This is a genomic window from Anaeromassilibacillus sp. An250 (genome assembly GCF_002159845.1).
Classification (GTDB): Bacteria; Bacillota; Clostridia; order Oscillospirales; family Acutalibacteraceae; genus Anaeromassilibacillus; species Anaeromassilibacillus stercoravium.
This window is the reverse complement of record NZ_NFJK01000011.1, coordinates 77,391-102,371: the sequence shown is the minus strand read 5'-3', so window position 1 is coordinate 102,371 and position 24,981 is coordinate 77,391. Positions and strand designations below refer to the sequence as shown.

Annotated in this window: 30 protein-coding genes and 1 pseudogene; 18 read left to right on the top strand and 13 right to left on the bottom strand. The window is 51.6% G+C overall.

The window, feature by feature from the left end; all coding sequences use genetic code 11:
- The first annotated feature begins 62 nt into the window (after positions 1-62).
- From B5F54_RS11130 to B5F54_RS11090, 9 genes and pseudogenes are all read left to right on the top strand, one after another.
- Entirely contained in the window at positions 63-287 is a 225-nt protein-coding gene (locus B5F54_RS11130; protein ID WP_087234176.1) for a helix-turn-helix domain-containing protein, read from the top strand.
- 45 nt (positions 288-332) lie between these two features.
- Entirely contained in the window at positions 333-947 is a 615-nt protein-coding gene (locus tag B5F54_RS11125) for a transglutaminase-like domain-containing protein (RefSeq protein ID WP_087234174.1), read from the top strand.
- Positions 883-1,476 (top strand): AAA family ATPase, encoded by a 594-nt coding sequence (locus tag B5F54_RS11120; RefSeq protein WP_330396779.1) that lies wholly within the window; start codon positions 883-885, stop codon positions 1,474-1,476. The genes B5F54_RS11125 and B5F54_RS11120 overlap by 65 nt, the downstream gene beginning before the upstream one ends.
- Positions 1,473-2,456 carry an N-acetyltransferase gene (locus B5F54_RS18420; protein ID WP_087234170.1) on the top strand — a complete coding sequence of 328 codons (984 nt, stop codon included), beginning with the start codon at positions 1,473-1,475 and terminating at the stop codon, positions 2,454-2,456. Before B5F54_RS11120 ends, B5F54_RS18420 begins: the two co-directional genes overlap by 4 nt.
- A 155-nt stretch (positions 2,457-2,611) precedes the next feature.
- Positions 2,612-4,087 (top strand): 23S rRNA (uracil(1939)-C(5))-methyltransferase RlmD, encoded by a 1,476-nt coding sequence (gene rlmD, locus B5F54_RS11110; RefSeq protein WP_237966229.1) that lies wholly within the window; start codon positions 2,612-2,614, stop codon positions 4,085-4,087.
- A gap of 133 nt (positions 4,088-4,220) precedes the next feature.
- Positions 4,221-4,448: a helix-turn-helix domain-containing protein gene (locus B5F54_RS11105; RefSeq protein ID WP_087234166.1), complete on the top strand. Its 228-nt coding sequence runs from the start codon at positions 4,221-4,223 to the stop codon at positions 4,446-4,448.
- Positions 4,445-5,083, top strand: a pseudogene (locus tag B5F54_RS11100) (type I restriction-modification system subunit M N-terminal domain-containing protein); the annotation flags it as partial. The gene B5F54_RS11105 and the pseudogene B5F54_RS11100, both read left to right, overlap by 4 nt.
- 287 nt (positions 5,084-5,370) lie before the next feature.
- On the top strand, positions 5,371-5,565 hold the full coding sequence (locus B5F54_RS11095; protein WP_022131714.1) for a hypothetical protein: 195 nt from the start codon (positions 5,371-5,373) through the stop codon (positions 5,563-5,565).
- Positions 5,558-6,613 (top strand): DNA cytosine methyltransferase, encoded by a 1,056-nt coding sequence (locus B5F54_RS11090; RefSeq protein ID WP_087234164.1) that lies wholly within the window; start codon positions 5,558-5,560, stop codon positions 6,611-6,613. Before B5F54_RS11095 ends, B5F54_RS11090 begins: the two co-directional genes overlap by 8 nt.
- 44 nt (positions 6,614-6,657) lie before the next feature.
- Here B5F54_RS11090 and B5F54_RS11085 read toward each other — a convergent pair whose 3' ends face one another.
- The 5 genes from B5F54_RS11085 to B5F54_RS11065 are packed head-to-tail and all read right to left on the bottom strand — an operon-like array spanning position 6,658 to position 11,225.
- A complete protein-coding gene (locus B5F54_RS11085; RefSeq protein WP_140400366.1) occupies positions 6,658-7,773 on the bottom strand; it encodes a restriction endonuclease, SacI family in 1,116 nt (371 codons plus the stop codon).
- Positions 7,742-7,957, bottom strand: coding sequence for a helix-turn-helix domain-containing protein (locus B5F54_RS11080; protein ID WP_087234160.1), 216 nt, complete (start codon positions 7,955-7,957; stop codon positions 7,742-7,744). Before B5F54_RS11080 ends, B5F54_RS11085 begins: the two co-directional genes overlap by 32 nt.
- A 42-nt stretch (positions 7,958-7,999) precedes the next feature.
- Positions 8,000-9,841: an AAA family ATPase gene (locus B5F54_RS11075; protein ID WP_087234157.1), complete on the bottom strand. Its 1,842-nt coding sequence runs from the start codon at positions 9,839-9,841 to the stop codon at positions 8,000-8,002.
- Positions 9,838-10,296 (bottom strand): ABC-three component system middle component 2, encoded by a 459-nt coding sequence (locus B5F54_RS11070; protein WP_087234155.1) that lies wholly within the window; start codon positions 10,294-10,296, stop codon positions 9,838-9,840. The genes B5F54_RS11075 and B5F54_RS11070 overlap by 4 nt, the downstream gene beginning before the upstream one ends.
- A complete protein-coding gene (locus B5F54_RS11065) occupies positions 10,293-11,225 on the bottom strand; it encodes an ABC-three component system protein (RefSeq protein ID WP_087234153.1) in 933 nt (310 codons plus the stop codon). Before B5F54_RS11065 ends, B5F54_RS11070 begins: the two co-directional genes overlap by 4 nt.
- 447 nt (positions 11,226-11,672) lie before the next feature.
- Here B5F54_RS11065 and B5F54_RS11060 point away from each other — a divergent pair, with 447 nt between their 5' ends.
- Positions 11,673-12,278 (top strand): sigma-70 family RNA polymerase sigma factor, encoded by a 606-nt coding sequence (locus B5F54_RS11060; protein ID WP_087234151.1) that lies wholly within the window; start codon positions 11,673-11,675, stop codon positions 12,276-12,278.
- 41 nt (positions 12,279-12,319) lie between these two features.
- On the opposite strand, the gene B5F54_RS11055 is transcribed toward B5F54_RS11060, so the two are convergent.
- From B5F54_RS11055 to B5F54_RS11030, 8 genes are all read right to left on the bottom strand, one after another.
- Positions 12,320-14,302 (bottom strand): DNA polymerase, encoded by a 1,983-nt coding sequence (locus B5F54_RS11055; RefSeq protein WP_442856123.1) that lies wholly within the window; start codon positions 14,300-14,302, stop codon positions 12,320-12,322.
- 81 nt (positions 14,303-14,383) lie between these two features.
- Positions 14,384-14,551 carry a hypothetical protein gene (locus B5F54_RS17670; RefSeq protein ID WP_172749703.1) on the bottom strand — a complete coding sequence of 56 codons (168 nt, stop codon included), beginning with the start codon at positions 14,549-14,551 and terminating at the stop codon, positions 14,384-14,386.
- A 65-nt stretch (positions 14,552-14,616) separates the two neighbouring features.
- Positions 14,617-15,180, bottom strand: a complete 564-nt coding sequence (locus B5F54_RS11050) for a DUF2815 family protein (protein WP_009269281.1) — start codon at positions 15,178-15,180, stop codon at positions 14,617-14,619.
- Complete coding sequence (locus B5F54_RS11045; protein WP_087234150.1) at positions 15,161-16,321, bottom strand: DUF2800 domain-containing protein; 1,161 nt, start codon at positions 16,319-16,321, stop codon at positions 15,161-15,163. The genes B5F54_RS11050 and B5F54_RS11045 overlap by 20 nt, the downstream gene beginning before the upstream one ends.
- Positions 16,314-16,655 carry a hypothetical protein gene (locus B5F54_RS11040; protein WP_087234148.1) on the bottom strand — a complete coding sequence of 114 codons (342 nt, stop codon included), beginning with the start codon at positions 16,653-16,655 and terminating at the stop codon, positions 16,314-16,316. The genes B5F54_RS11045 and B5F54_RS11040 overlap by 8 nt, the downstream gene beginning before the upstream one ends.
- Entirely contained in the window at positions 16,621-16,791 is a 171-nt protein-coding gene (locus B5F54_RS17665; protein WP_172749702.1) for a hypothetical protein, read from the bottom strand. The genes B5F54_RS11040 and B5F54_RS17665 overlap by 35 nt, the downstream gene beginning before the upstream one ends.
- Before the next feature lie 286 nt (positions 16,792-17,077).
- Positions 17,078-18,178: an HAAS signaling domain-containing protein gene (locus tag B5F54_RS11035; RefSeq protein WP_087234146.1), complete on the bottom strand. Its 1,101-nt coding sequence runs from the start codon at positions 18,176-18,178 to the stop codon at positions 17,078-17,080.
- Entirely contained in the window at positions 18,175-18,519 is a 345-nt protein-coding gene (locus B5F54_RS11030; RefSeq protein WP_087234144.1) for a PadR family transcriptional regulator, read from the bottom strand. The genes B5F54_RS11035 and B5F54_RS11030 overlap by 4 nt, the downstream gene beginning before the upstream one ends.
- A 182-nt stretch (positions 18,520-18,701) precedes the next feature.
- Here B5F54_RS11030 and B5F54_RS11025 point away from each other — a divergent pair, with 182 nt between their 5' ends.
- The 8 genes from B5F54_RS11025 (at position 18,702) to B5F54_RS10990 (ending at position 24,981) form a co-directional block, all read left to right on the top strand.
- On the top strand, positions 18,702-18,941 hold the full coding sequence (locus tag B5F54_RS11025; RefSeq protein ID WP_087234142.1) for a hypothetical protein: 240 nt from the start codon (positions 18,702-18,704) through the stop codon (positions 18,939-18,941).
- Entirely contained in the window at positions 18,931-19,350 is a 420-nt protein-coding gene (locus B5F54_RS11020) for a DUF7768 domain-containing protein (RefSeq protein ID WP_087234140.1), read from the top strand. The genes B5F54_RS11025 and B5F54_RS11020 overlap by 11 nt, the downstream gene beginning before the upstream one ends.
- Positions 19,341-21,512, top strand: coding sequence for a phage/plasmid primase, P4 family (locus tag B5F54_RS11015; protein ID WP_330396778.1), 2,172 nt, complete (start codon positions 19,341-19,343; stop codon positions 21,510-21,512). The genes B5F54_RS11020 and B5F54_RS11015 overlap by 10 nt, the downstream gene beginning before the upstream one ends.
- Before the next feature lie 188 nt (positions 21,513-21,700).
- The gene (locus B5F54_RS11010) at positions 21,701-21,988 is read left to right on the top strand and encodes a VRR-NUC domain-containing protein (protein ID WP_087234138.1); all 288 of its coding nucleotides are present in this window, start codon (positions 21,701-21,703) and stop codon (positions 21,986-21,988) included.
- Positions 21,985-23,343 carry a DEAD/DEAH box helicase gene (locus tag B5F54_RS11005; protein WP_087234136.1) on the top strand — a complete coding sequence of 453 codons (1,359 nt, stop codon included), beginning with the start codon at positions 21,985-21,987 and terminating at the stop codon, positions 23,341-23,343. The genes B5F54_RS11010 and B5F54_RS11005 overlap by 4 nt, the downstream gene beginning before the upstream one ends.
- 54 nt (positions 23,344-23,397) lie before the next feature.
- Positions 23,398-23,823: a hypothetical protein gene (locus B5F54_RS11000; RefSeq protein WP_087234134.1), complete on the top strand. Its 426-nt coding sequence runs from the start codon at positions 23,398-23,400 to the stop codon at positions 23,821-23,823.
- A gap of 121 nt (positions 23,824-23,944) precedes the next feature.
- On the top strand, positions 23,945-24,292 hold the full coding sequence (locus B5F54_RS10995; RefSeq protein ID WP_087234132.1) for an HNH endonuclease signature motif containing protein: 348 nt from the start codon (positions 23,945-23,947) through the stop codon (positions 24,290-24,292).
- Positions 24,293-24,432: 140 nt separating this feature from the next.
- Positions 24,433-24,981 carry a P27 family phage terminase small subunit gene (locus tag B5F54_RS10990; RefSeq protein ID WP_009269271.1) on the top strand — a complete coding sequence of 183 codons (549 nt, stop codon included), beginning with the start codon at positions 24,433-24,435 and terminating at the stop codon, positions 24,979-24,981.

The following is a 24,981-nucleotide window of genomic DNA, read 5'->3' as shown; positions in this document are numbered from 1 at the left end:
CCGGAAGGCCAGCAGGGTCATTCCACTGCTGTCATGACAAAAATCGTATAGGTGGGATTTTGATGCATTATACAGAACGGATTCGGGCCTTGCGCGAGGATCAGGATTTGACACAGGAGCGGATTGCAGGGATTCTTCATGTGGGGCAAAAGACCTATTCGGATTATGAGACAGGCAAAATCCGCATCCCATTGGACAGCGTGATCGTGTTGGCAAAATTTTATAATGTGGATTTAAATTACATCTGCGGCGTCAGCGACCAAAAGCGTCCTTTCCCACGGGACTGAGCGGACGGGCGCGCTGTTTGTGAAGCAGGACAGGAGAGAATATAAATGGAATACCGTTTGGAAAGCGGGCGTCTCAGCGATTACTTGCAGGAGAGCCGGTATGTCGATTACCACCACCCAGCGATTCAGCAGGAGGCCGGCCGCCTGTTTGCCGGATGCACCAACGACCTGGAAAAGATTCTCGCGGCGTTCACCTTTGTGCGCGATGAAATCCCCCATTCCGGGGATATCCACAGCAGCCGCGTCACCCGCACGGCCTCCGAAGCCCTGCGCTTCCGGGAAGGAATCTGCTATGCAAAGTCCATGTTGCTTGCGGCCCTGCTGCGTAGCGCGGGAATCCCGGTGGGGTTTTGCTATCAGCGGCTGGCGCGGCACCGTCCGGAGGGCGGCTATTGTATCCATGCGTTGAACGCGGTTTACATCGCGGAACGGGATCATTGGACCCGCGTCGATGCGCGCGGCAATACCGGGCGAAAAAATGCACAGTTTTTCCCCGACGACCCTTGCCGGGAACAGGTCGCCGTTCCTGTACACCCCGAGCAGGGAGAGATCGACTATCCCACCATCTATGCGGAACCGCTGAAATGTACCACGGATGTGTTGGAACAGAACGACGATTGCCGGGAGATGTTGGCAAAGCATCTTCCCTCCCGCCTCTGAGATGGGGGCGGCACAAAAACGGCTGCTCTTTGTCAACGGCACCATGGGCGCCGGGAAAAGCGCTACCTGTGCAGCGCTTTTAAAGCAGATGCAGCCGGCCGTTTTTCTGGACGGCGATTGGTGCTGGAATATGCAGCCATTTCTTGTCAATGAGGAGACAAAGGCCATGGTGACCGGCAACATTGTCTATCTGCTCCGGAATTTCCTGCGGTGTTCCGCCTATGAAACGGTCATCTTTGGTTGGGTCATGCACCAGCGGGAAATCATAGACGGGTTGCTCGAGCAATTACAGGATCTGGATTTTCGTTTCTATCTGTTTACATTAACCCTTTCGGAAGGGGCTTTGCGCGCCCGGCTGGAAGACGACATTGCAAATGGGGTGCGCTCTGCGGATGTGATCGAACGCAGTGTCGCGCGCTTGCCCTTCTATGATACAATGGATTCGATCAAAATCGACGTGAGCTCCATCCGCCCGGAAGAGGCGGCGCAACGAATATGCAGGGAAATCGAAAGAAGGGAAGAACCATGATTTTTGAGACGGAACGGCTTTATCTGCGGAAACTGAACCAGGGGGATTTTGCCAACTTGTGCACCATTTTACAGGATGAAACCGCCATGTATGCGTATGAGCACGCGTTCAGCGGCGAAGAGGTGCAGGAATGGCTGGACCGGCAGATCACGCGCTATCAAACGGACGGCTTTGGCCTGTGGGCCGTGCTGCTGAAAGGGACCAATACCTTTATAGGGCAAGCGGGCCTTACCATGCAGGATGCGGGCAACGGCAGGCGCGTGGTGGAAATCGGCTATCTCTTCCGCCAGGACTATTGGCACAATGGCTATGCGACGGAAGCTGCACAGGGCTGTAAACGGTATGCGTTTGAGACGCTTGGCGTGCCGGAGGTGTATTCCATCATCCGGGACAACAATTATGCTTCCCAACGCGTGGCAAGGCGCAACGGGATGCAGCCCGCCGGGACGATGGTCAAACACTACCATGGGGTGGACATGCCCCATATCCTCTACTGTGTGAAAAATCACCGCATCCAGCGCATGCAGCCGGAACAGTTGGACGCCTGCATGGACATTTGGCTCCATGGCAATTTACAGGCGCACGCCTTTATCCCGGCGTCCTATTGGAGAGGGGCGGCCGGCTCTGTGCGCGAGGCGCTGCCCTGCTCGGAGATCTGGGTCGATTTGGAAGGGGATACCGTGCGCGGATTTATCGGCCTACAGGAGGATTACATAGCGGGGCTCTTTGTGGCCCCCGCCTTCCGGGGGAAAGGTGTAGGAGGCGGGTTGCTCGTCTTCTGCCAAAAGAAATATCGCGCTTTAACCCTTGAGGTCTATGAAAAGAACGGGCGTGCGGTGCGCTTTTACCAGAAGCACGGGTTTCATCTGGTCGAGCAGCATATAGACGATGCGACCGGCGAAACCGCATACCGGATGCTTTGGCAAAAAGACAGCCGCATAGAAGCGGTGAACAACATCATGTTTCGGCCGGACAGATAAGATTTGTATTCAATAAAGGGCGTATGGTTCCAATTTACCGTACGCCCTTTTGCCATCTGCAAGGGAAATGCGAAAATGGGACTGGCTTTTCCACAATCCGCCCCTTATAATGAAGACAAGTAGAAAAAGACGTTATGGAACGGAGAGAATGCACTATGGAGAATCAGGAACAGCAAAGACGGCGGGAGACTCATGCACCGGAGCGCAATCCCAACCCGTGCCCACTGTATCGGAAATGCGGCGGCTGCCAGTTGCAAAATATGTCTTACCAGCGCCAGCTTCACTGGAAGCAGGAGCTGGTGGAACGGTTACTGGGACGGTTCCATCGGGTGAACCCGATTATCGGCATGGAGCATCCCTACCACTATCGCAACAAGGTACAGGCTGCCTTTGCCCTGGATCGAAGAAAGCAGATTGTCTCCGGGGTCTATCAGGCGAGCACGCACCGGGTGGTCCCTGTGGAAAGCTGTATGATTGAGGATGAGACGGCGGACCGCATTGTCGGGACCATCCGAAAGCTGATGAAAGATTTCAAAATGGAGCCCTACAACGAGGACACCGGGCGTGGGCTGGTGCGTCATGTGCTGGTCAAACGTGGGTTTGTCAGCGGCCAGGTGATGGTCGTGATGGTGACCGTCTCCCCGATTCTCCCCGCAAAAAATAATTTTGTGAAGGCCCTGCGCAAGGCGCATCCAGAGATCACGACAATCTTGCAGAACGTCAACAACCGCGCCACCAGCATGGTGCTGGGAGAATCGGAGAAGGTGCTCTACGGTCCCGGTTATATCGAAGAGTCCCTATGCGGCTGTGTGTTTCGCATATCCGCCAAGTCGTTTTATCAGATCAATCCGGTACAGACCGAGGTCCTCTATAATAAAGCGATTGAACTCGCCGGGTTTACCGGAAAAGAAACGGTGGTGGACGCCTATTGCGGCACAGGGACCATTGGGCTGATTGCCGCAAAACGCGGTGCGGGACACGTGACCGGCGTGGAGCTCAACCAGGATGCTGTCCGGGATGCCATTTCCAATGCCAAGCGCAATGGAATCAAGAACGTGTATTTTTACAATGCGGACGCCGGGGAATTTCTTTCCGCAATGGCCGACGAGGGGGAAACCGTCGACGTGGTGCTCATGGACCCGCCCCGCGCAGGCAGCGACGAGCAGTTCTTAACTTCTTTGGCGGGGTTAGCGCCCAAGAAGATTGTTTACATCTCCTGCAACCCAGAGACGCTTCAGCGCGATCTGCAATTCCTAGTGCGTGCGGGATATCATGTGCAGGAGATTCAGCCAGTGGACATGTTCCCACACACAAATCATGTGGAGACGGTTGTCTTGCTTTCCAAGGGAGAAATCGACTCGAAGAAAGTACGGGTGGAGTTCTCGTTGGAGGACATGGATATGTCAGGGTTCCAGAAGGGCGCGACCTATGAGCAGATTAAGGCGTATGTGCTGGAACATACGGGTCTGAAGGTATCTTCCCTGTATATCTCACAGATAAAGCGCAAGTGCGGGTTGGATGTGGGACAGAACTATAACCTGTCAAAGAAGGAAGATGCAAAAGTGCCGCAGTGTCCGCCGGAAAAGGAAGCGGCGATTATGGAGGCGTTGAAGCATTTTCAAATGATATAATTATTACACAAGGGCCTGGGTAGTCTATCCTAGGCCCTTTTCGCGGTTTTATAGCTCACTATTTCGTGAATTTTATTTGCCTTTTAGTGCAAAATCAAGTATACTAGAGATGAAAAATATCAGGAGGTGCAGGATGGCAATCAGTTACAATCGGCTGTGGAAACAGTTGATCGACCATGGTTTGAGCAAAACCGACATGATGCACCGTGCAAAAATCAGCACCAATGTTTTAGCACGATTAAGTAAAGGTGAGCCTGTCTCCATGGACAGCATGGAAAAAATCTGCACCGTGCTGGGATGCAATATCGGAGACGTGATGGAATTTATCCCTGATACAGAAAACGGAGGAATAGATGCATGATTACAGGTGTGATTAAAAATAAAGTAGATAAAATCTGGACGGACATCTGGGCGGGCGGCATTACCAATCCTCTAACCGTCATCGAACAGCTGACCTATCTTATGTTTATCCGCTCTCTGGACGAAAAAGAGCTGGAAACGGAAGAATTTGAGCATATGACCGGCGAGAAGATGGAGAAGATTTTCCCCCAGTCTGCCGTTGGACAGTCCATGCGCTGGAGTAAATTCAAGAACAACGATCCCCGCGATATTTTCAATGTAATTTCCCAGCGGGTCTTCCCTGCCATCAAAAACATGAAACATAGCCGCATGCCGGACTTCACCGAGCAGGGGGAACTGGTGGAAATCGCCGACGATTCCAGCAGTGATTTGCAGAATGAGACGGCCTTTGCCCGATACATGAGCGATGCGATGTTCCTGATTCCTACGCCGCAGGTGTTGCAAAAAATCATCACAGGGTTGGATGACCTGTATGAGCATGACATTGCCGATTTGGATATGCAGGGCGACTTGTACGAGTACATGCTGGGCAAACTGGCTACCGCTGGGCAGAACGGCCAGTTTTGCACTCCCAAGCACATCCGGGAAATGATGGTGGAGTTGTTGCAACCCACCCCGGACGACACCATCTGCGACAAAACCACGCCGAGATTGATACAATTCCATATCCTCAAAAATGCCGTAAATCCGCCGTTTCTGGGCGGTTTTTTATTTTCGGCACAGTGACGGCATAGGCAGAATGGCGGCTTTGTCGGGGTGGTTCACACTTTTTTACGGTACTCTGTAACGATAGAAAAGCTATCGTTACAGAGTAGGGCTATCGTTAAAATGTAGAAACTGTCCTCGTTGTGGTATAGAGGCTTGACTCTGGACTGAAAACAGTTTATAATTAGACTGAATTAAGGGCAAGGAGGAAAGACGCCGTGACAGATTCATGCATTTATCTTGATACCTATGTGTTGCAGCAGGATATGCGAGTAAGAATGCCGAAAGCAATCCTTTCTAATATGGGAGTTGAAAAGGGAAAGACCACTTTTGATATTTATTTGAATGCGCAGGAAAACGAATTGATTTTCCGTATTCATCATGATAAAGAAGGAGAAAAAGCCGATGAGTGAGCCGTTAAGAGCCATTTCGTTGTTTTCTGGGGCGGGCGGCATGGATGTCGGTTTTGAGAATGCCGGGATAAAAGTTGTGTTTGCCAATGAACTGGTTGCCGATGCTGCTGAAACCTACAGAGCCAATCACCCAGACTGTATAATGGTCAACGATGACATCAATAATGTAATCGATTCTCTTGGCAAATACGAGGGGATTGATCTTGTGTTTGGAGGCCCTCCATGCCAGGGCTTTTCAGTAGCGGGGAAAATGGACCCTGATGATGACAGAAGCAAATTGATTTTTACTTTCCTGGATGTCGTTGAAAGAGTCAAGCCAAGAGCTTTTGTGATGGAGAATGTAAAAGCCCTGGGCGAACTGAGTAAATGGAAAGATGTACGAGAACGCTATTTGAAGAAGGCTTCTGACCTTGGATATTCGTGCCATTATTTTGTCTTAAATGCCACAGATTATGGCGTGCCTCAAAAGCGCGAGCGCGTATTCTTTATTGGAATCCGAGGGGATTCGTTTGATGAAAAGCGTCTTCATCAGCTTATCACACATCATAAAATGAAGGCCGCTCCCATCAGGGATATCTTGTTACCTCTTGGCAAAGCAGGCAGTGAGGAGAATCCACGGACTTGTGTGGCAAAGATTAATTTTTGCGCACGGCCGGTTATGCGTAAATCCCCTTATGCGGGTATGTACTTTAATGGGCAGGGACGCCCGATAGATATCGATGGCTATGCGAATACCCTTCCGGCTTCTATGGGCGGGAATAAAACGCCGTTTATAGATGAAGACTACTTGTATGGGGAGGCAGATGATAATTTCATCGAGAACTACCATAAAGGTTTGATGGATGGAACGATTACCCCGGAATACAAGGAAGCTCCCTGCCGCCTTAGAAGAATTACGATACGGGAAGCGGCTAAGATTCAGACCTTCCCAGATGATTATATCTTCTGCGGCAAGCCGGCGGCAATTTATAAACAAATCGGCAATGCAGTGCCTTGTAAAATGGCGGAAGCCGTTGCATCGGCTGTTGCTGAATATCTCCAAGCGTAAAAAGCGGGAATGTGTTACCTTAATGTGGTACACATTCCCGTTTTTTATGCCTGCATTGCTTCGGTCAAGGCATCGTTCCAAGCCACCTTAATCGTTGCTTGTACATCCTGGGCATTGAACAGTTCAAACATTCTTTCATTGTATGCAGTCCGAAATGCCTCATCTCCAGAAAGCAGGATGTGGATGGTTAAATCTGTGATGGAAGCGAAATTGATATTATACCCCTGCGCAAAATACGCTTTTGCTCGTTCCAGCGCATTTTCCCTTGGAAGGTCGTTTGTATAAACGAATAAGTACTCAGCGGCGTTGTTCAGTGTGATTTTTGTGGAGAAAGTGGAATCAACGCGGGAGCCGTCTATTGGCCGCTCAGTAACTTCAATGGCTTTAAAGATCGCTCCATCCTTGTAAATCGTAATATCACCTGGTGCGCCGGTCGCACCATCTGCGGCGTTGATCTCCTGGCGTTCTATGGTCCACCCCGCATTCATCTGACCGTTGATAGTGGAGAAGACGGCATCCGTCAGGAGCATGGGAATAAGGCCGCCGCTCTGGCGATGCTGTAGTTTGTTTAGGAACATACGGTACTGATCGATGCGGAGTCGGCGGATTGGAACAAGTCGGACAATCGACTGCTCACGGAGGTCGATAAAGCACTTCAATAAGGCAATGATGATCGTTTCCACCTCGTCACTTTCGGACACAGCCTCCAAGGTGGAAATCAGTGACAGCAAAGCGTCAAAGCCTTCCTTATCGCGCAATCCATCCCTTGTATCTTCAGTGAAAGTAACATTCCTGCGGAAAGTCGCCAGATAAGGACCTTTGGAACAAGGGATCTGCTTTGAAAACAGGAACGGATTGATTGCCTTCTCATCCAGAGTGCGCCCATTAAAAGCGTCCTCGCCCTGTTTGACATAGGGGTGCCGGATATTGCAGTTCCTGTCCTGATATCTTGCCACTGCACAGCCAAGCAGAACCTCACGATAGGACTGTGTTTTTGAGGAAAAGATTGTATCCAGCGCATCCTTATTGTCTGTGATATACTGAGTCACGGCTGCAGGAAGTTCCTGGGCAGCTTTTTCGTATGAGTTGTTGAGAAGAGCCTTTGCCTGTTCGTAATCAATAGCCATTTTACTTTTCCTCCTGATCGTCAATCGTTTCAAGAATATCCTCTATGTGGCAATTCATCGCCTCACAAATCTTAAGAAGCACATCCGTGGTAATGTTTGCGCCTTTGCTCAGTTTGGCAATAGAGGCTGTACTCACGCCGCTTTTTTCTGCCAGGTCGCGTTTGTTCATATTTTGGTCAATCAGCATTTTCCACAATTTGTTATAGCTTATTCTCATCGTCTGCCTCCTGCTCTTTCATTAACAGCAAATTATGTAGGATCATTGATCTTCCGGATTAAAAACCTCGTTCAAAAGACCGTATCTACCGTCTTGCTTGTTCCGGGTAAAGCGAATCACATGGACTCCTCTTTCCTCATCCTCAGAGGGAATAAAGGGCATACGCTTTGTCTGTTCAACAAGGATCACCTGGCGTTCATGAGCATGATCAATGAGATATTCAATAAAATTCTGTTTAATGGTATCGCTCTGCTCTTTATGCTCCGCCTCAGATAACTGCGTCAAAGACGAATCAACAGCATAAAAACCGGGAGCCGGCCGCCCCAACTCTATGAGATAAGAACTCATCGCAAGGGTGGTAATCGTGTTCAATATGCCACAGAAGCCGCCGCCCATTGAAACAGATTTCTTTAGTCCTCCAATCTCAATATCAAAGTTCTCCATATTTAGTCTGGCCGTTTCTGCACCGCCAACTTTAGATGCTCTTAAAATTTCCCGCAATTTTTCCTCAAAGCCGTGAATGATGTCATAGCCATAATCCTCAAAAATGCTGTGCTTTTGAGGTGTCGATATCTCTTCCGTTTCTTTGCTGAACAAATCACTTCTATACTGGACTTCATCCTGCCGGATAATCTCCAGTTCATTCGACAAACGCATCAGTTTAAGCTGCTTTTCAAGCTCTTCCTCAAATGCAGATAGCTTTGGCCGCAATTGTTCTGAAATTAAAGTATCGATAGCGCCCTTTCGCTCTTCTAATGCGCGGATATTTGCCATGATTTTTTCCTGCTGGCGTGCGACACTATGCTGCGCATCGTTTAATTCAGACAAATGCCGTTTAATCTTTTCAAGTTCAGCGGCAGAAGCATCAATAAAGGTTGTGTCATAGGTTCGCTCAGTTTCTTCACCGCAGACCGGACATTTAACTTTTTTACGCACAGGTGAAGTACTTGCAGCGCCTTCAACGATGAAGCCGATTCTTCTGATATCAGATTGATATTGCCGCCGCAGGATAGCGAAATTATGCCCCACGGTTTGGGACTCGGAAAGTTTTCCATTCCATTCATATATTTGCGACATAATCTGCTGGCTCTCTTTTGAGGCGGCATCCAACTGTGCTTGTAGTTCGGAAATTTCTTTTTGCACCCGCTCAACACTCGTGTGAGGGCTTGTGATTTCTTCGGAAGAAAGTGCCTGCTCCAGCTTTTCACGTCTGCCAGACAGTTCATTCACTTTTTCCTGAATATAGCCTATCAGAGCTTTTTTCTTTGCCGCGCTGATTTTTGGATCTTCATCCGCTTCAAGATCATCTGCATCTTGGCCGGTCAACAGATAAAGTAAAACGGCGGCAGAGGCTGTAGGACCAAAGCTGCCAGGAGCTAACAGAGAAGAGCTTTCTCTTGCCACATCAGCTTGGCGGATAAAAAACAGGTGAAGCATACTTCTCCATGTCAGTTCTTGGGTTTTTGAGCCTGTTTCTGCTGAACGCACAGAGTGCGGCTCATCAATGCCCAGCAAATGAAGATAGACAGCATTGATGTTCTTTTTCGCATTGTGGTTTACACTATAAGAACCGTGATCAACGGTAGGGTCTGTTCCATTGACACTGATTTTGGAATCACCGATCTTACGCTCCAAAACTACGGTTCCCCGATCAGTGGCCAAATGGAGGGCAATGCGGTCATATCCATAGCTGTTATCAACAATCTTGGAAGGGCGGTTCTTTTTAGGTGTAAATCCGAACACATAATCCATGCAGTCCATTACAAGACTTTTTCCGGTGTTAGAAGGCCCTAAAACAAAATTCAATCCTGGCCGGAAATCGATAACGGACGCTTTGTGCCCTCCGCCAGACACGACGAGTTTTTCAATGTAGAATCTATTCATGCCTGACCTCCTTCTAACGATTGGATGGTGAGCCGATTAATTTCCCGGAGCATCAACTCGGCGTTTGCATTGTCAAAACTTTTTATCACAGTTTGAACCGCAATTCTATATTCATCGGCATAGTTGCTGGTTAGCTTCTTACAGATGCTTTTTCCTGCCTCTGTTATGGAATACTTGTACCCTGTTAGAGCCATCTGAAACCGAATATTTCCATCCAGCAAAAGTTCTTTTATAGCAGAAGAAACGAGGCGTTTCCTTGCAGGATATTCGCTGAATCTATAGTTGCTGTAGCCATGAAGATTTTCGTCTAACAGGTCAAAATCAGCGGCATAGACAGAAATAAAATCAACCGCTCCGATCTGTTGCTCGTCCAAAGATGTCCCGTGTACCTCGTTCAATAGCAAAAGAATACGGAGAGAGATTTCAAAGGTGGAGCCAAGAGCAGAAGTATTCATTTCTTTCGCCTCCTCTTTACCCATACTAACTTGCCGTCATTTACGAGATGATGGCATACGCCTTTTTTAATTTTTCCGCTGATCCAGTATGGAGAAGAGCTGAGCAGATAGTTGTTTACTGGGGCATTGACAGCCTGCTCCATTACAGCAAGCATATGATCGAAGCCATTCGGATGAGTGCGTTTGGCAGTATCCTTCACTCCATCGAATGTTTCGCCTTTTAACACATTAAACTGGTCGGACAATTTGCCACTTCCAAGTTCTAATACACCGCGCCGTATTGTTTCAGCGGCGTAGAAGTCAATACGGCGTTCATCCAAATCCTCTGCATAATCTGGGAAACTGGAAAGGTCATCCTCTGAGAAAGCGCTCAGACCTTCGGCATCGGCATATGCCAAATACAGTTCATTTATATATTTTTGCTCATCATCAGTCGCTGTTGCGGGAACCGGCACATTAGTCGGACGCGGCAGCGATTTTATTTTTTGTTCGATTTCATTAATCAGTTCTAAATCAATATCCGGTTTTGGAACGGTCTGAGATACAGAAGAAGCATTGATAATATCCAGAAAAATACGCTCCAATAAGCTGGCGCATGCGATTGCTGGATCGGCATCTGCAATTCCGCAATTGCTTAGCCAGTCTACCACGCTGTCATAAGAGTCGGACTCGTCCATCCGCTCCCAAATCCATTTTGAGAACTTATCCGAATCCCGATGGGTGTAAAGATATTTTGCATCCCTTTGTGGTATGGTACGGGTTCCTCTTATATATCGATATTTTGTGTCATCTTTCCTTTTCAATATCTGGCAGGAGTCCATTGCGGCATCTTTTATGAAATTTCCGATAAGCTCTGTGAAATAGTCATGCTCAGATTTTCCATATGAAATAAATGGGGAAAGACCCAAAGCATACTCAGAAAATGTCATGCCTCATTTACCTCCTTGCTCTAAGATTTATCCTCTGTCCGAGAGCGTCCGTGGCTGTCCGTACAGTCCGATTTTCAAATAAGCCGTTTTGATAAACTGGAATCAGTAAACCGGACGGATAGAAATTTCCTGACGCGAGTGAAATACACATCTGTATTCTATCACACTTCCGATGAAATTTCTACACCTTCGCAAAATTTTGAGTTGCGAACGCATACGAGAATTTGCGAATCTAAAAAATCGGTTTACTCTGCTGCAAAGCTCATCCGCCGATCACGGATGATTCCAGAGCAGAGCGGCAGACAACTGAACATAACGCCAACGACTGGAATAGTTGGCCAGCACTGAAATGAGGATTTCGTTTCGGTTGGTCAACTGTGCACATTTTCCCGGCTGCTCTTACGAGTCCTCATTTCGACCAGACAGGGTCGAAGGAGGGCCCGGAAAATGGCAGAAAATCAGAGTAAAAAGCAGGACAAGCAGCATCAGATCCCAATGATGGTAACCGACGAGGTCATCCGTGATTTTGGCATTAAGCCGGAGGAAGTCACCTGGCGCCGCATCGGCAACCGCAAATGCAGGGTAGTCATGGTCGATGCGACCGAGGAGGAGTATCGGGCGTACATGGCGCCGATCTGGGCGGAAATCAAACGGGAAGACCGGGATGGCCGCTGCATGGTCAAGGGCAAAAACGGCAAGCTGATCCGCTGCCCGGAGAGCAACCGCTGTGAGGAGTGCAAGCATTTCTCGGAGGCCAGCCGTGAGCGGAATAAGTCCGCCTCCCTCTCCGTACTGATGGATGAGGGTGCGGAGCCGATTGCCGAAGGGTCATTTGAGGATGATGTGATTTATGAAACCATCCTGGAAGACCTTATCTCCATGCTGACAGAAATCAAGCCGAAGTACGGCAGGATTTTCCGTCTGCTCTACGATGGAGCCACCCAGCAGGAGATGGCGGACGAGCTGGGCATCAAGCAGCGCACGGTGTCGGACGATATTAAAAAAATCCGAAGCCTGGTGCAGCCGCTGGTAAAGGACATCTTCAACCGTTAAAAAGTGGGCGGTGCTTATCATCACGATAGGCACCGCCTTTTTCAGTCTTTCTTGTAAAACATGGTTTCATAGCCATCCGCCCGGAGATTCAGCCCCTCTATCCACGGCGGTGTCCTTCCCATCTGCTCGCATACGGCGTCCAGAGATACACTCATACTGCACTCAATAATCAGCTCATCGTGGACATGGCCGACGATAAAACAGTGGGACAGCGTCCGTATGGCATACATGAGGATGTCCCTGGAGATGGCCTGGACGATGTTTTCCACAAATTTCGGACCGTAAGATTCGATGCGCTCCCACTTCTTTGTGCTGCCAACGCCCTCATAGGTGACGGAATCGCCGCCGAATTTATTTGTTCCCATCTTCGGTTTCACATAGCAGAGCTGCCGGCCAGAGGGAAGAGCGATGAACAGCATCCCGCTGCGATAACGGAACCGGATGCCGTGTGTCTCTGTGTCCAGCCGCTGGCGGACGGTGGTTTTCACCGCATTGTCCACATCCCACCAAAGCTGCACGATGTTCGGATTGGAGGTGCGCCAGGCGTCCACCAGGGGCTGCAGTTCCTCCTCGGCAAGACCCATCTCCAAAGCGCCCATCGACTTGAGAGCGCCCACCGATCCTCCGTATCCGAGGGCGAGTTCGGCGATTTTGCCTTTCTGCCTGAGATGGGCGTTCTGCCCGTGCTTTTCCACCGGCACATGGAACATGGCGGAGGCGCTGGCGCAGTAGATGTCGCCGTTCTCCGCAAAGACCTTCAGCCGCCAGGACTCGCCGGCCAAAAACGAAAGCACACGGGCTTCGATGGCGGAAAAGTCGGAAACGATAAACTTATATCCGTCCCTCGGCACAAATGCCGTGCGGATGAGTTCCGACAGGACTTCCGGCACGGAATCATACAGTGCAGATAGCAGGGCGTAATCGCCAGAACGAACAAGGCTTCTCGCGTCCTCCAGATGTGCCATGTGGTTCTGCGGTAGGTTCTGCAATTGGATCAGCCTGCCCGCCCAGCGGCCGCTGCGGTTGGCCCCGTAAAACTGGAACATCCCTCTTGCCCTGCCGTCCGCGCATACGGCGTTCTGCATGGCCTGGTACTTCTTCACAGAGGACTTGGCAAGTTGCCGGCGCAGCTCCAGCACCTCGGCAAGCTCCGGCGGCGCGGTTTTCAGAAGCTCTTTCACGGCTTTCTTGTCCAGGGAGTCCACCTCAAGGCCGTGCTTTGTGAGCCATTCCTTCATCTGCTGGACGGAGTTCGGATTTTCCAGGGCGGTAAGCTGCCGCATCTTTGCGGAGAGTTCTTCCCTGGAACGTTCATCGATGGCGATGGCCTGTTCCACCAGAACCATGTCGAGCTGTATGCCCCGGTCGTTGATCTCCTGGTCGAGATGGTATTCTTCCCACAGGAAATCCGGCACGGGGAACTTCGACAGCTTCTGCTGGATCGCCATTTCAGTTTCCACATCCCGCTTGTTATACGCGATGAAGGTTGACCACTTCACCGGGTCATGCTCCGGGAGGTTGCGCGTCCTGCCGCCGTTGGCCTTGGTAGGCTTGCAGGGGACGCAGAAATAGCGGATGAGCGCCTTGCCTTCGGCCATCTTTTGATTTTCCAGCTTGAGGACTTTGCCGATCCCCTCCAGAGAGAGGGGCAGCCCCATGTACGCGCCCCATACCAGGGAGCAGCGCCAGGAGGACGGGTCAAGGTAGTTCCGGACGGTGTCCTCCTCTATGCTGTAGGAAGAAAAATACTGCGGATAGTTCCGGCGCAGCCAGACGGAAAGGCAGACCCGCTCGAAGGACGCATTGTATGCCCACTTGATGACGGAATCGTCCGAGAGCGCCCGGATGATCTCCTCCGGTACGGTATCGCCGGACGCCAGGTCATATACGGTGACGTCACCGCCGTCCACGGATACGCCGAAGAGCAGGATTTCAAAATCAGGGGACTCGGCGTATTTATACACGCCGCATTTTTTCAGATCGACATCGGAAAAGGTCTCCAAGTCGATTGATAGGGTGTGGATTGCCATGTGTTTTACCTCCATAAGAAACAGGCGGCAGGAGTGCTGTTCCCGCCGCCCGGTGCGCATTGCTTATTCCTCCGGCTATTTTGCTGCCTGGCGTTTCTTCTCCCTGTGCTTCTTGAACTTTGTCCAGCACCAGTGCAGGAAGTCGGTGATCCAGTACACGATGCTGCCGACGGCAAATCCGTACAGGAGAATGAATATCACGATCACATCGAACTGTTTTGCAAACTCATAAAACTCTGTCATATCCATTTACCTCGCATTTTCTTTGAATGGGCGGGCGGCAGCGGTGACTGCCGCCCTGTGTTGTCTCAGGAAAGATAATCATCGTCATCCTCGGTGGAGAAATCATCCTCGGCACGGCTCTTGCCGCCCAGCGGCTCCCCATCGGAGATCTTCTGCAGGTTGTTCAGCCCGCAGGCGATGCCCCGGTTGCCATTGGAGTTAAAGGCATACAGGTTGATGCTGGCCCTGCCGTACACGCCGGAGTACACCTCGGAACGCTCCAGGATGGGGTTCAGGTCCGCATCCACGATGCCGGGGGCGGTGGCGGAATTGGCGTTGATGAAGTACGCATCCGCATAGACCGGATCATCGGGGCGCTCCGCATCGCCGTCACGCAGCGGGGTCTTGATGACTGAGAGCGCGGGGACGGTCTTGCCGTTGCCCTTCAGTTTGGACTCGCCCTCCTCATAGGCCGCCTGGATCGCCGCCTTGATGGCTTCCACGGTTTTCTTGTCGGACTTCGGGATGATCAGGCTGACGCTGTACTTGGGCGTGCCGCCGTTGATGCTCTTGGGGTCCCAGACATTCGCATAGCTCCAGCGGGTTCTGGGGCCGGTGATTACCTTCGTCTTATTTACGATCTTTGCCATAGTTGTTGTCCTCCTCATTTTCTTTGAAATCGTTAATGGCTGTGTTCATGGCCGGGCGCTTATCGCTCTCCGGCACAAGTACGGGTTTGCCGGGCGGCTTGTAGACAAGGCCGCCGAGCAGCTCTTCAAACTTCTTCCGGCCAAGGGCCTGGCTCATGGCCGTGATGCCCAGCAGTTTCTTCTCATAAGGCTCGTAACCGGCATCCTCGACCGCTTTGGCGACTGCGGCCTCATCGGTGTACTTCCGGTTGGAGCGGCCCTCGACCACTTTGAATCCTGTGAACTTCGTCCCGGACAGGGCTTTCTGCAGGGCGTAGTCCTTGATGTCCCCGGCCCAGGAGACCAGCTCGTCCGCTTTGGTAAGAATAGCGGCGACCTCATCATCCCCCAGGAGCGCGGGCATCTCGAAGTCATACCGTGCCAGTTCCAGGTTATATTCCGCCCGTTTGCGGCAGGTAGCTTTTGCCTTGCAGAACTGGCAGTGATTCCCGGCTTTAAACTCGCCCTTGCCCTCGTATGCCAGCTTTGCGGCAGGGGCAAGCACGGTCTCAGCCCAGGCCAGAAGTTCTTCCCGGCTCATGGTGTATGTGCTGACATTTTCCCGTCGTGGCTGGTAGATGGTAAGGCTGACCTGCGCAATATCGTAGATGCCATCGAACAGGTCGAGGGCGCCCAGCGCATAGCAGGAAAGCTGACTGTTCTTCTCCGCTGACACCAGGACGCCAAGCCCGTGCTTGTAGTCGATGATGTGGAGAAGCCCATCCGATACGATGACACAGTCCCCAGTGCCGAAGCTGCCCTCGATCCCCACATAGCGGGAATAGTCGAGCCGCTGTTCGACAAGCACCAGCGGATCGGTGCAGTGTTCCCTTGCCTTTGCCACTTCCTCCATTACGAAGACGCAGTACCCATCGGCGCAGTCCTCCATCTCCTGGGAGTAGTAGGTCAGGTTCTCTGTAGGGTCCTTCACCCTGCGGCCGAGGGCTTCTTCCACTTTATAAGCGCACAGCTCATGGCAGTCGGTTCCCTCCTGGGCGTATTCGCTGGGCCTGTCCGCATACTCCTCGCAGAGCCGGGCCGACGGCGGGCAGTTGATCCACCTGTGGCTTGCGGAAGCGGAAAGGAAAGAATGCTTACCCATCGGTTCCCGCCTCCGGCTTTCCGAGCGCGTCCGCTTCCTTTAGAAGCTCCTCATACCTGGAAGGATCAATGTCTGACAGCTTCCGCGCTCCGTACTTTGTGATGAGGGCTTTTACCTCTGCCGAGTACCCAGCCTGGGCGATTACCGTCATGCGATGGCGCACCTCTTCAAAGGCGGGTGTTTTCGGCTTTTCTTTGGGGCCTGCCTTTGGCGGCGTATCCTCCGCTGTCCCGGAAGAAAACATCCCTGCCAGCGTATTGGCGATTCCGATGATGGTCTCCCCGCAGGAGCGAAGCTCTTTAATCTGTAAGTCCAGGTCGCTCATTTTCCCCATCCGGCGTTCCTCCTTCCTCGTTGATGGCCTGCAGTTTTCTGGCGAGACGCTTCGCGATCACGCTGATGGCAATCAGCACATCGGCGAGTTCCTCGTCAAGCTGCCTGTCTCTGGTTGTCTCCGTGTTTTCCTGCATCCGCAGCACCTCCGTTTCTGAGCGGCTTTCCTGCCCCTCTGTCTCTGAAAGGACAGAACCGGGATTTTTCAGCGGAGAAAAATTTTGCCGTCCCTGTGCCTCTCACTTCTGAAAGGACAAGGACGGCATTTTTTAGCGGTGCTTTTTTGAACAAAGTTAGCTGTGGTGTGAAAACGCAGATGAATGTAATCTGATATTTGAAACCATTAAAATATAACGATTTATAAATCTTTGCATACTAAAAAAAGAGGCTATCATGTTTTCCAAGACATGATAGCCTCTTTTTTTAGTTGCTTTTGACGGCAACACCATAACGGAGCGTTTTATAAATTGTTACGCCAATCTCGAATAGGGTAATTGCAACAATAAAAGCAAGAAACCCGTTGGACACCATATCAGCGTTCCAGTAAGTGAGAAATCTTGCTCCTGAATCTGCATGATCGCCCAACGCCTGTTCAATCTCAAGTACAAAATTCGGATTCCAAATGGGTAAGACCTTTAGTACAATGATGCTCAATACAATTTGAAGTACTCCGCACACTATATTACTGATCATTACCAGTCTGCAGTAGACTCCGACAATCAAGCGTAATATCTCGTCTGCAAGACCAATCAGCAGACTTAGTATAAAGACGGGAAGAACGATGCCCCACTGTTCCAGATTAAAAATAGGTACGGTCATTACGGTTTCGCCTTCTGTAAAGAACGCAGCAAAGAAATGAGGAGCAAAAATCAGCAGCACACTAAAAATAACGATAAATATAATGCCTACAACGCTGTCGCCCCGACTTATGATTGCTTTTTTATCGGGTACAGGCTCTAAAAATTTTGGCGTCCAACGGGAGCGGGAAGTTGGAGTTTTGCCTTCTCCCGACAGACTTTCTAAGGACCATTTTTCTTCCTTTTTCAGCTCGAATTGAACCTTCTTCCGCTCCATAATGGCAAAAGTCAAGGTCACTGCACCGAATGCGGACACGCAGGACAGAATAGCATCAGTAATTCCGGTGATTAGACCATCTACAATGGCTCGGATAATGACAGAAGCAGAGTTCTGTGCAGTAATCGCAGGCATTTCTCCTATGGCATTTATCAGAGAAATAAGCAAAATCGGTATGGCAGCACAGACTATGACAACCTTAACAAACCACAGATAGGTGTCAAAATATTCCGGGCCAATCAAATATCTTTGGTCGTCTTGATATTGTTTTGCAAATTCAGCAGGATCGCCGAGTTCAGTCAGCGCCTCTTCCATAGAGCCTTTATCCGTATACATATCGCTGATCAGCTCTTCCAGCTCCATACGCACTTCATCTCGCTGAGCTTTGGAAAGCCGACGGATTACCTGGTAAATATATCGATCCATATAGTCTTTTTCATTTGGCGTCATGATTCTTCCTCCCTTAATAACCGGTCCATTCCGGCGGATAAGTTTTGCCAGTATGCTTTCAGCTTCTCATAAATTTCTGTTCCGTATTTTGTCCGCTGATAATATTTTCTCGGTTTTGCGCCACCGGTTTCCCACTTGCTTTCCAAAAGCCCCTGATTCTCAAGCCGGCGAAGGAGAGGATACAAGGTGTTGGGGTCAATGGCAACGCCTTTTTCTTCCAAGCTCTGTACCAAAGCATACCCATACTTCGGTTCTTTCATCTGGCTGAGTACGCTAATTGTCAGTGTGCCTCTGCGAAGCTCCAAAAGCAAAGAGGATAATAAATCTTTCTCTTCTCCCATCAGCGTCACCTCCTAATGTTATTATACTGTATGTCATACTGTATTGTCAATATAAAAATAAAAGGTCAGTCACAGGAGTTTTGAAAAGTTTGAATATCCACCGCTGAAACGGAGGATTTCTGTCCTTTCACAATTAGAGAGGTGTAAGCCGCTCAATTTTCAGAGAAAGGACGGAAAAAGCTATGGGAACAGCGAAATCAAAAGGTCTGCCGCGCTGCACGGCGCATCGGGACTGCTTTGCCAATAAGGACGGCGTGTGCGTCTGCCTGGGTGACAATGACTTCCACGGGAAGGACTGCCCGTTTTTTAAGACCACGGCGCAGTGTGACGCAGACAGGCAGAAAAGCTACGAGCGACTGGTCAGCATCGGACGGGATGACCTGATCGAGCGGTATCAGGTGAGGGGTGTGTATGGGAGTTAGCAGATATAACAGCGAAGGCTACTACGACCCGACGGCCTATGAAGCCCTCACGAAAGTTACCCAGGAGGAAAAGGCGGCGAGATACCGGCCGCTGGTGTATATCTGCTCCCCATACTCCGGGGACACAGAGTGCAATACCGAAAAAGCAAGGCGGTACAGCCGGTTTGCCGCAGACGCCGGCACGATCCCCATTGCACCGCATCTGCTGTTCCCGCAGTTCTTATCGGAAGAAACGGAACGGGAGCTGGCGATTTTTATGGATCTGGTGCTGCTGGGCAAGTGTGAGCAGCTCTGGGTGTTCGGCGGCGAGGTGTCCGACGGGATGCGCCGGGAGATTGGAAAGGCAAAGCAGAAAAATATGAAGATCCGTTATTTTACGGAGGATATGGAGGAAACGGAATGCAGATGACAATTTATGACGCCGTGACGGTGGGGAGCCGGTCAAACTGCGTGTATCCGAATCCCGTGACGGTCACGGATGCGGACACCATGCGGCAGGCTGCAGCCTTCGACCATGTGTGCGCAGCATATAAGCAGAACTACCGCAGCGTGGACAATTTCCTGAAAGCGGACTGCCTGCCGATGGACTGCGATAACGACCACTCGGACGACCCGGACGACTGGCTCACGCCCTTTGATGTGGCGATGGATTTTCCGGGCGTGGGGATGATTTTTGTCTACAGCAAGAGCCACATGAAGCAGAAAGGAAAACGCGGCCCCAGGCCCCGGTTCCATGTGTATTTTATCTGCACGGAGACAACAAATTCAGAGATTTACAGCTCATGGAAAGACAGATTGATTGCCGATTACCCTTATTTCGATGACGGGGCCAAGGACAGTGCCCGGTTCCTGTTTGGGGTAAAGAATGCGGCGGTCGAGGTATATGACGGCGAGATTACCATTGATGAGTTCCTGGCAGACAGCTTTGCGGAGTGGGACGCGGCGCAGGGGCAGATCCCGGAAGGTTCCAGGAACAAGACCATGTCCCATTACGCCGGCCGGGTCATCAAGCGTCTGGGCAACACCGAGGAAGCCCATAAGCAGTTTTTGAAGGAAGCGGAAAAATGCAGCCCTCCGCTGGATGACGCGGAGCTTGCGGGCATCTGGGGCAGCGCCGTGAAATTCGGTGCGAAAGTAGCTGCCCAGGAGGGCTATATCCCGCCGGAGCAGTATAACCAGGACTTCCTGCTCATGCCAGAGGATTTCTCGGATGTGGGACAGGCCATTGTGCTGTCAAGGGAGTACATGGATCGGCTCCGCTTCTCCCCGGCTACGGATTACATCGTGTTCAATGGCTCGTTCTGGGAAGAATCCCAGCCCAACGCCCAGGGTATTGCCCAGGAGCTGACCGCGAGACAGCTTGAAGAGGCGGAAACCGAGATACAGCGGTGTATGAAGGAGATGTCGGATAATGGCGCATGGGCCATGCTCGCGGCGATGGGCGCCAAGAAAGCGATGGCGGCATTCAATGAAGCCCAGCGGCGCTCCTTTGAAAAGTATGAGCGGGCGGAAGCCTACCGGAAGTATGCCATCAAGCGCCGGGATACCAAATACATCTCGGCGGCTTTAAAGGAAGCCCGCCCAATGATCCAGATCGAGCAGCGTGTCCTGGATGCGGATGAGTTTTTACTGAACCTGCCGTCCGGGACCTGCGATCTGAGGACGGGGGCTGTTCGGGAACACAACGCCCAGGACTATATCACGAAGCAGACGGCGGTGGACCCGTCCGGAGACGGTATGGATGTCTGGGAGGACACCCTCCAGACCTTTTTCCAGGGAGATGTCGACCTGATTCGCTATGTGCAGGAGATCGTGGGGCTTGCAGCCATCGGCAAGGTCTACATTGAAGCCTTGGTCATTGCCTACGGTGAGGGCAGGAACGGCAAATCTACCTTCTGGAACACCATCGCTCGTGTGCTTGGAACCTACTCCGGCAATATGTCCGCAGACACCCTGACCGTGGGCTGCAAGCGCAACGTGAAGCCGGAACTGGCGGAAGCCAAGGGTAAGCGGATGATCATCGCCGCCGAACTGGAGGAAGGGATGCGCCTGAACACCTCCAACGTCAAGCAGCTCTGCTCCACAGATGAGATCTATGCGGAGAAAAAGTACAAGGCGCCGTTCTCCTATGTCCCCACCCACACGCTGGTGCTGTATACCAACCACCTGCCCAGGGTCGGGGCCATTGACCAGGGTACCTGGCGGCGGCTCATTGTGATCCCCTTCAACGCCAAGATCGAGGGAAAAGCAGACATCAAGAACTATTCGGACTTCCTGTTCAAAACTGCGGGCGGAGCGGTGCTTTCGTGGATCATCGAGGGCGCAAAGCGCGTCATTGCCAGCGATTACAAAATCGTCCAGCCCAGGGTGGTGCAGGACGCCATCCAGAAATACAAGGAGAACAACGACTGGCTGGCCCACTTTCTGGATGACTGCTGTGAGGTAGGGGACGATTTTGAAGCAAAATCCGGGGAGTTTTATAACGCCTACAGGAGCTACTGCCTGCAGATGGGCGAATACACCCGAGTACGACTGATTTCTACTCCGCGCTGGAATCCACGGGAGTGGTGAGAAAGCGTACCCGTACAGGCGTGATCATTTACGGGCTGAAACTCAAATCGGAGTTTGAGGATTAGTAGGTGTGTAGGTCATGTACCTCTCTGCCAGAGTTGCTCTAAGGAGATAAAAAAACAATATATAAGAGAGAATCGGGGGAAGAGGTACATGACCGTCACACAAAGAACGAGGAGAATAAAACCATGAGAGAGAAAACCATCGAACAAAAACTGGTTCAGGCGGTTAAGGCCAAAGGCGGGATTGCGCCGAAGTTCGTGTCGCCGGGATTTTCCGGGGTTCCCGACCGCCTTATCCTATTGCCGGATGGGAAATGCGGCTTCGTGGAAGTCAAGGCCCCTGGCGAAAAGCCACGGCCACTGCAGGAGTCAAGGATACGGCTTTTGCGAGGGCTGGGCTTCTTGGTATTCATCCTGGACGATGAGAGCCAGATCCCGCACATTCTTTCTGAGATCGGAGGTGATGCCGAATGAAGTTCATACCACATGATTATCAGCAATATGCCATCGAGTACATTGAAACACACGAGGTCGCCGCCGTACTGCTTGATATGGGTCTTGGCAAGACGGCAATCACGCTGACGGCCTTGTATGACCTGTTGTTTGACTACTTCGAGATTACCCGCGTTCTGGTGATCGCACCGCTGCGGGTGGCGAGGAATACCTGGCCCCAGGAGATTGAAAAGTGGGACCATCTGAAAGACATCCGCTATTCCGTGGCGGTTGGTACGGAAAAAGAACGGCTGGATGCATTCCGAAGGGATGCGGACATCTACATCATCAACCGGGAGAACATCCAATGGATGGTGGAGAATGTCCCCTTTGAATTTGACGCCATCGTGGTGGACGAGCTTTCATCCTTCAAAAACTGGAACAGCAAGCGGTTCAAATCGTTGATGAAGGTGCGCCCCAGGGCAAAGCGCGTCATCGGCCTTACGGGCACCCCGTCCGGGAACGGGCTGATGGACCTATTCGCTGAGTTCAAGGTGCTGGATATGGGACAGCGGCTGGGGCGGTTTATCACCAAGTACCGCCAGGACTATTTCCGGCCGGATCGGATGAATGGGCAGATGGTGTATTCCTATAAGCCCCTGCCGGGAGCGGAGAAACGGATCTATGACAAGATCTCCGATATCACCATTTCCATGAAAGCCGCCGACCACCTCAAAATGCCGGAACTTGTAAACAGCGAGTACCGGGTGTATATGGAGGAGCCGGAACAGGCCATTTATGATGAGATGTGCGAGGATTTGGCAGCGCAGCTTGACAAGGGCGAGGTAACGGCAGCAAATGCCGGAGTGCTGTCCGGCAAGCTCTCCCAGATGGCAAACGGGGCGGTCTATACGGATAACGGGGATGTGGAACATATCCACGATCAGAAACTGGACGCATTGGAGGACATCATCGAAAGCATGAATGGAAAGCCCCTGCTGGTGGCTTACTGGTACCAGCACGACCTTGACCGTATCGAGGAACGGCTGCGGCTGCGGAAGATCGGCTTTGCAAGGCTGGACTCTGACGCCAGCATCGCAAAATGGAACCGGGGCGAGATTCCCGTGGCGCTGATCCATCCCGCTTCTGCCGGCCACGGGCTGAACCTCCAGAGCGGCGGCTCCACCCTCTGCTGGTTTGGCATCACCTGGAGCCTGGAACTGTACCAGCAGACGGTGGCGAGGCTTTACCGGCAGGGTCAGGCATCCAAGACCGTAGTCGTACAGCACATCATCACGGACGGCACCATTGATGAGCGCATTATGAAAGCCCTGCAGTATAAGGACAGGACGCAGTCGGCGTTGATCGATGCTGTCCGGGCAAACCTAAGAAAATGAGAGTCAATCAAGGCAAATCCGAGGGAAGCAATTTCTTTTTCGGAGGTAGTGCCTATGAACAAGCAGCAGACGGAAATGAAGGAGTACCTTTCCCAGGCGTTCCGCATTGACCAGCGGATACAGAGCAAGATGGAGCAGGTGGCGTCACTGAATGACCTCGCCACACGGGCAACCGCGACTTATTTGGATATGCCCGGAAGTGAGACGAGGAACCTCCACCGTATGGAGGACGCCATCCTTTCCATCATTGAGCTGGAAGCAGAGATCAATGGGGACATCTGCAAACTGGTGCAGACGAAAAAAGACATCGTCCATAAAATCAAGGCTGTCCAGAACACGGAGTACCAGACCCTTCTGGAGCTGCGGTATCTGTGCTTCAAGTCCTGGGAGCAGATCGCCGTGGACATGGGATATGAGCTTCGGTGGCTGTACCGTCTCCATCACAGGGCGTTGGACGCCGTTTCTGAAATAAGCCACTAAAAGCCACTGCAATACACCTTGTCCCTGTGATATAGTTAGAATCAGAAAAACAGGACAAGGAACGAGCCTTGCGGGAGCAATCCTGCAGGGCTTTCCTTTTGCCCGGAAAGCGAGGTGCAGCGTGCCAAAGAAACCAAAACGCCCCTGCTCCTACCCCGGCTGTCCAAACCTCACGGACGGGCAGTACTGTGAGGAGCATGAAGCTATTGCCCGGAAACGGTACAACAAGTACGGTCGCCCTGCTGACAACAACAAGAAGTACGGCAGGGCTTGGAAACGAATCCGCGACCGCTATGCTGCAGCCCATTCTTTGTGTGAGATGTGTTTGAAGGAAGGACGGCTGACTCCTGTGGAGGAAGTCCACCACATTGTTCCTCTATCACAAGGCGGAACGCATCGGAATGACAATCTGATGTCCCTCTGTCAGTCCTGCCACACAAAGCTGCATCACGAGCTTGGCGACCGGTGACCGTGGGGCGGTCAAAATCTCCGGGACCTTCATGAGCGGACAGCGGCCTGGGGCTTCGTGCGCGAAAAAGGCGAAATCAAAAGGGTAATTAAGGGCGGCCGGCTGCGGCTGCTTAATTTTTCGAGGAAAGGGGTGAGAAAATGCCGACAAAATCCAATAACACAGGCGGGCGCGGCGGTGCGAGACCCGGTGCGGGAAGAAAAAAGTCTGCGGTCAAGGAGAAAGCCGAGAACGGCAATCCGGGCGGGCGCAGACTGGAAGTGCTGGACATTCCCGAAGTCGAGGGTGTCGATATGCCAAAGCCCCATGAATTCTTATCCGCCGAGCAGCGTGACGGGAGTACGCTCCAGGCGGAGGAAATATACACGGAAACCTGGGAGTGGCTGAAAAAGGTGGGTTGCGCAGCGAAGGTGTCTCCCCAGCTTTTGGAGCGGTACGCCATGTGCAGCGCCCGCTGGATTCAGTGCGAGGAGATGACCAACCGCATGGGCTTCCTCTCCAAGCACCCGACCACCCAGAAGCCGATCCCGTCCCCGTTCATCAACATCGGCATCAACTACATGAACCAGGCGGTGCGGCTCTGGAACGAAATCTTCCAGATCGTGAAAGAAAACTGCAGCACGGATTACGGGGAGGTTTCTCCCCAGGACGATTTGATGGAGCGTCTGCTCCGTGCAAGGAAGGGGTGA

Excerpts from the sequence above, each read along its gene's own strand:
- B5F54_RS11130 (WP_087234176.1), top strand. The coding sequence starts at position 63 with ATGCATTATACAGAACGGATTCGGGCCTTGCGCGAGGATCAGGATTTG.
- B5F54_RS11125 (WP_087234174.1), top strand. The coding sequence starts at position 333 with ATGGAATACCGTTTGGAAAGCGGGCGTCTCAGCGATTACTTGCAGGAG.
- B5F54_RS11120 (WP_330396779.1), top strand. The coding sequence starts at position 883 with ATGTGTTGGAACAGAACGACGATTGCCGGGAGATGTTGGCAAAGCATC.
- B5F54_RS18420 (WP_087234170.1), top strand. The coding sequence starts at position 1,473 with ATGATTTTTGAGACGGAACGGCTTTATCTGCGGAAACTGAACCAGGGG.
- rlmD (WP_237966229.1), top strand. The coding sequence starts at position 2,612 with ATGGAGAATCAGGAACAGCAAAGACGGCGGGAGACTCATGCACCGGAG.
- B5F54_RS11105 (WP_087234166.1), top strand. The coding sequence starts at position 4,221 with ATGGCAATCAGTTACAATCGGCTGTGGAAACAGTTGATCGACCATGGT.
- B5F54_RS11090 (WP_087234164.1), top strand. The coding sequence starts at position 5,558 with ATGAGTGAGCCGTTAAGAGCCATTTCGTTGTTTTCTGGGGCGGGCGGC.
- B5F54_RS11080 (WP_087234160.1), bottom strand. The coding sequence starts at position 7,957 with ATGAGAATAAGCTATAACAAATTGTGGAAAATGCTGATTGACCAAAAT.
- B5F54_RS11075 (WP_087234157.1), bottom strand. The coding sequence starts at position 9,841 with ATGAATAGATTCTACATTGAAAAACTCGTCGTGTCTGGCGGAGGGCAC.
- B5F54_RS11070 (WP_087234155.1), bottom strand. The coding sequence starts at position 10,296 with ATGAATACTTCTGCTCTTGGCTCCACCTTTGAAATCTCTCTCCGTATT.
- B5F54_RS11065 (WP_087234153.1), bottom strand. The coding sequence starts at position 11,225 with ATGACATTTTCTGAGTATGCTTTGGGTCTTTCCCCATTTATTTCATAT.
- B5F54_RS11060 (WP_087234151.1), top strand. The coding sequence starts at position 11,673 with ATGGCAGAAAATCAGAGTAAAAAGCAGGACAAGCAGCATCAGATCCCA.
- B5F54_RS17670 (WP_172749703.1), bottom strand. The coding sequence starts at position 14,551 with ATGACAGAGTTTTATGAGTTTGCAAAACAGTTCGATGTGATCGTGATA.
- B5F54_RS11050 (WP_009269281.1), bottom strand. The coding sequence starts at position 15,180 with ATGGCAAAGATCGTAAATAAGACGAAGGTAATCACCGGCCCCAGAACC.
- B5F54_RS11045 (WP_087234150.1), bottom strand. The coding sequence starts at position 16,321 with ATGGGTAAGCATTCTTTCCTTTCCGCTTCCGCAAGCCACAGGTGGATC.
- B5F54_RS11040 (WP_087234148.1), bottom strand. The coding sequence starts at position 16,655 with ATGGGGAAAATGAGCGACCTGGACTTACAGATTAAAGAGCTTCGCTCC.
- B5F54_RS17665 (WP_172749702.1), bottom strand. The coding sequence starts at position 16,791 with ATGCAGGAAAACACGGAGACAACCAGAGACAGGCAGCTTGACGAGGAA.
- B5F54_RS11035 (WP_087234146.1), bottom strand. The coding sequence starts at position 18,178 with ATGACGCCAAATGAAAAAGACTATATGGATCGATATATTTACCAGGTA.
- B5F54_RS11030 (WP_087234144.1), bottom strand. The coding sequence starts at position 18,519 with ATGGGAGAAGAGAAAGATTTATTATCCTCTTTGCTTTTGGAGCTTCGC.
- B5F54_RS11025 (WP_087234142.1), top strand. The coding sequence starts at position 18,702 with ATGGGAACAGCGAAATCAAAAGGTCTGCCGCGCTGCACGGCGCATCGG.
- B5F54_RS11020 (WP_087234140.1), top strand. The coding sequence starts at position 18,931 with ATGGGAGTTAGCAGATATAACAGCGAAGGCTACTACGACCCGACGGCC.
- B5F54_RS11015 (WP_330396778.1), top strand. The coding sequence starts at position 19,341 with ATGCAGATGACAATTTATGACGCCGTGACGGTGGGGAGCCGGTCAAAC.
- B5F54_RS11010 (WP_087234138.1), top strand. The coding sequence starts at position 21,701 with ATGAGAGAGAAAACCATCGAACAAAAACTGGTTCAGGCGGTTAAGGCC.
- B5F54_RS11005 (WP_087234136.1), top strand. The coding sequence starts at position 21,985 with ATGAAGTTCATACCACATGATTATCAGCAATATGCCATCGAGTACATT.
- B5F54_RS11000 (WP_087234134.1), top strand. The coding sequence starts at position 23,398 with ATGAACAAGCAGCAGACGGAAATGAAGGAGTACCTTTCCCAGGCGTTC.
- B5F54_RS10990 (WP_009269271.1), top strand. The coding sequence starts at position 24,433 with ATGCCGACAAAATCCAATAACACAGGCGGGCGCGGCGGTGCGAGACCC.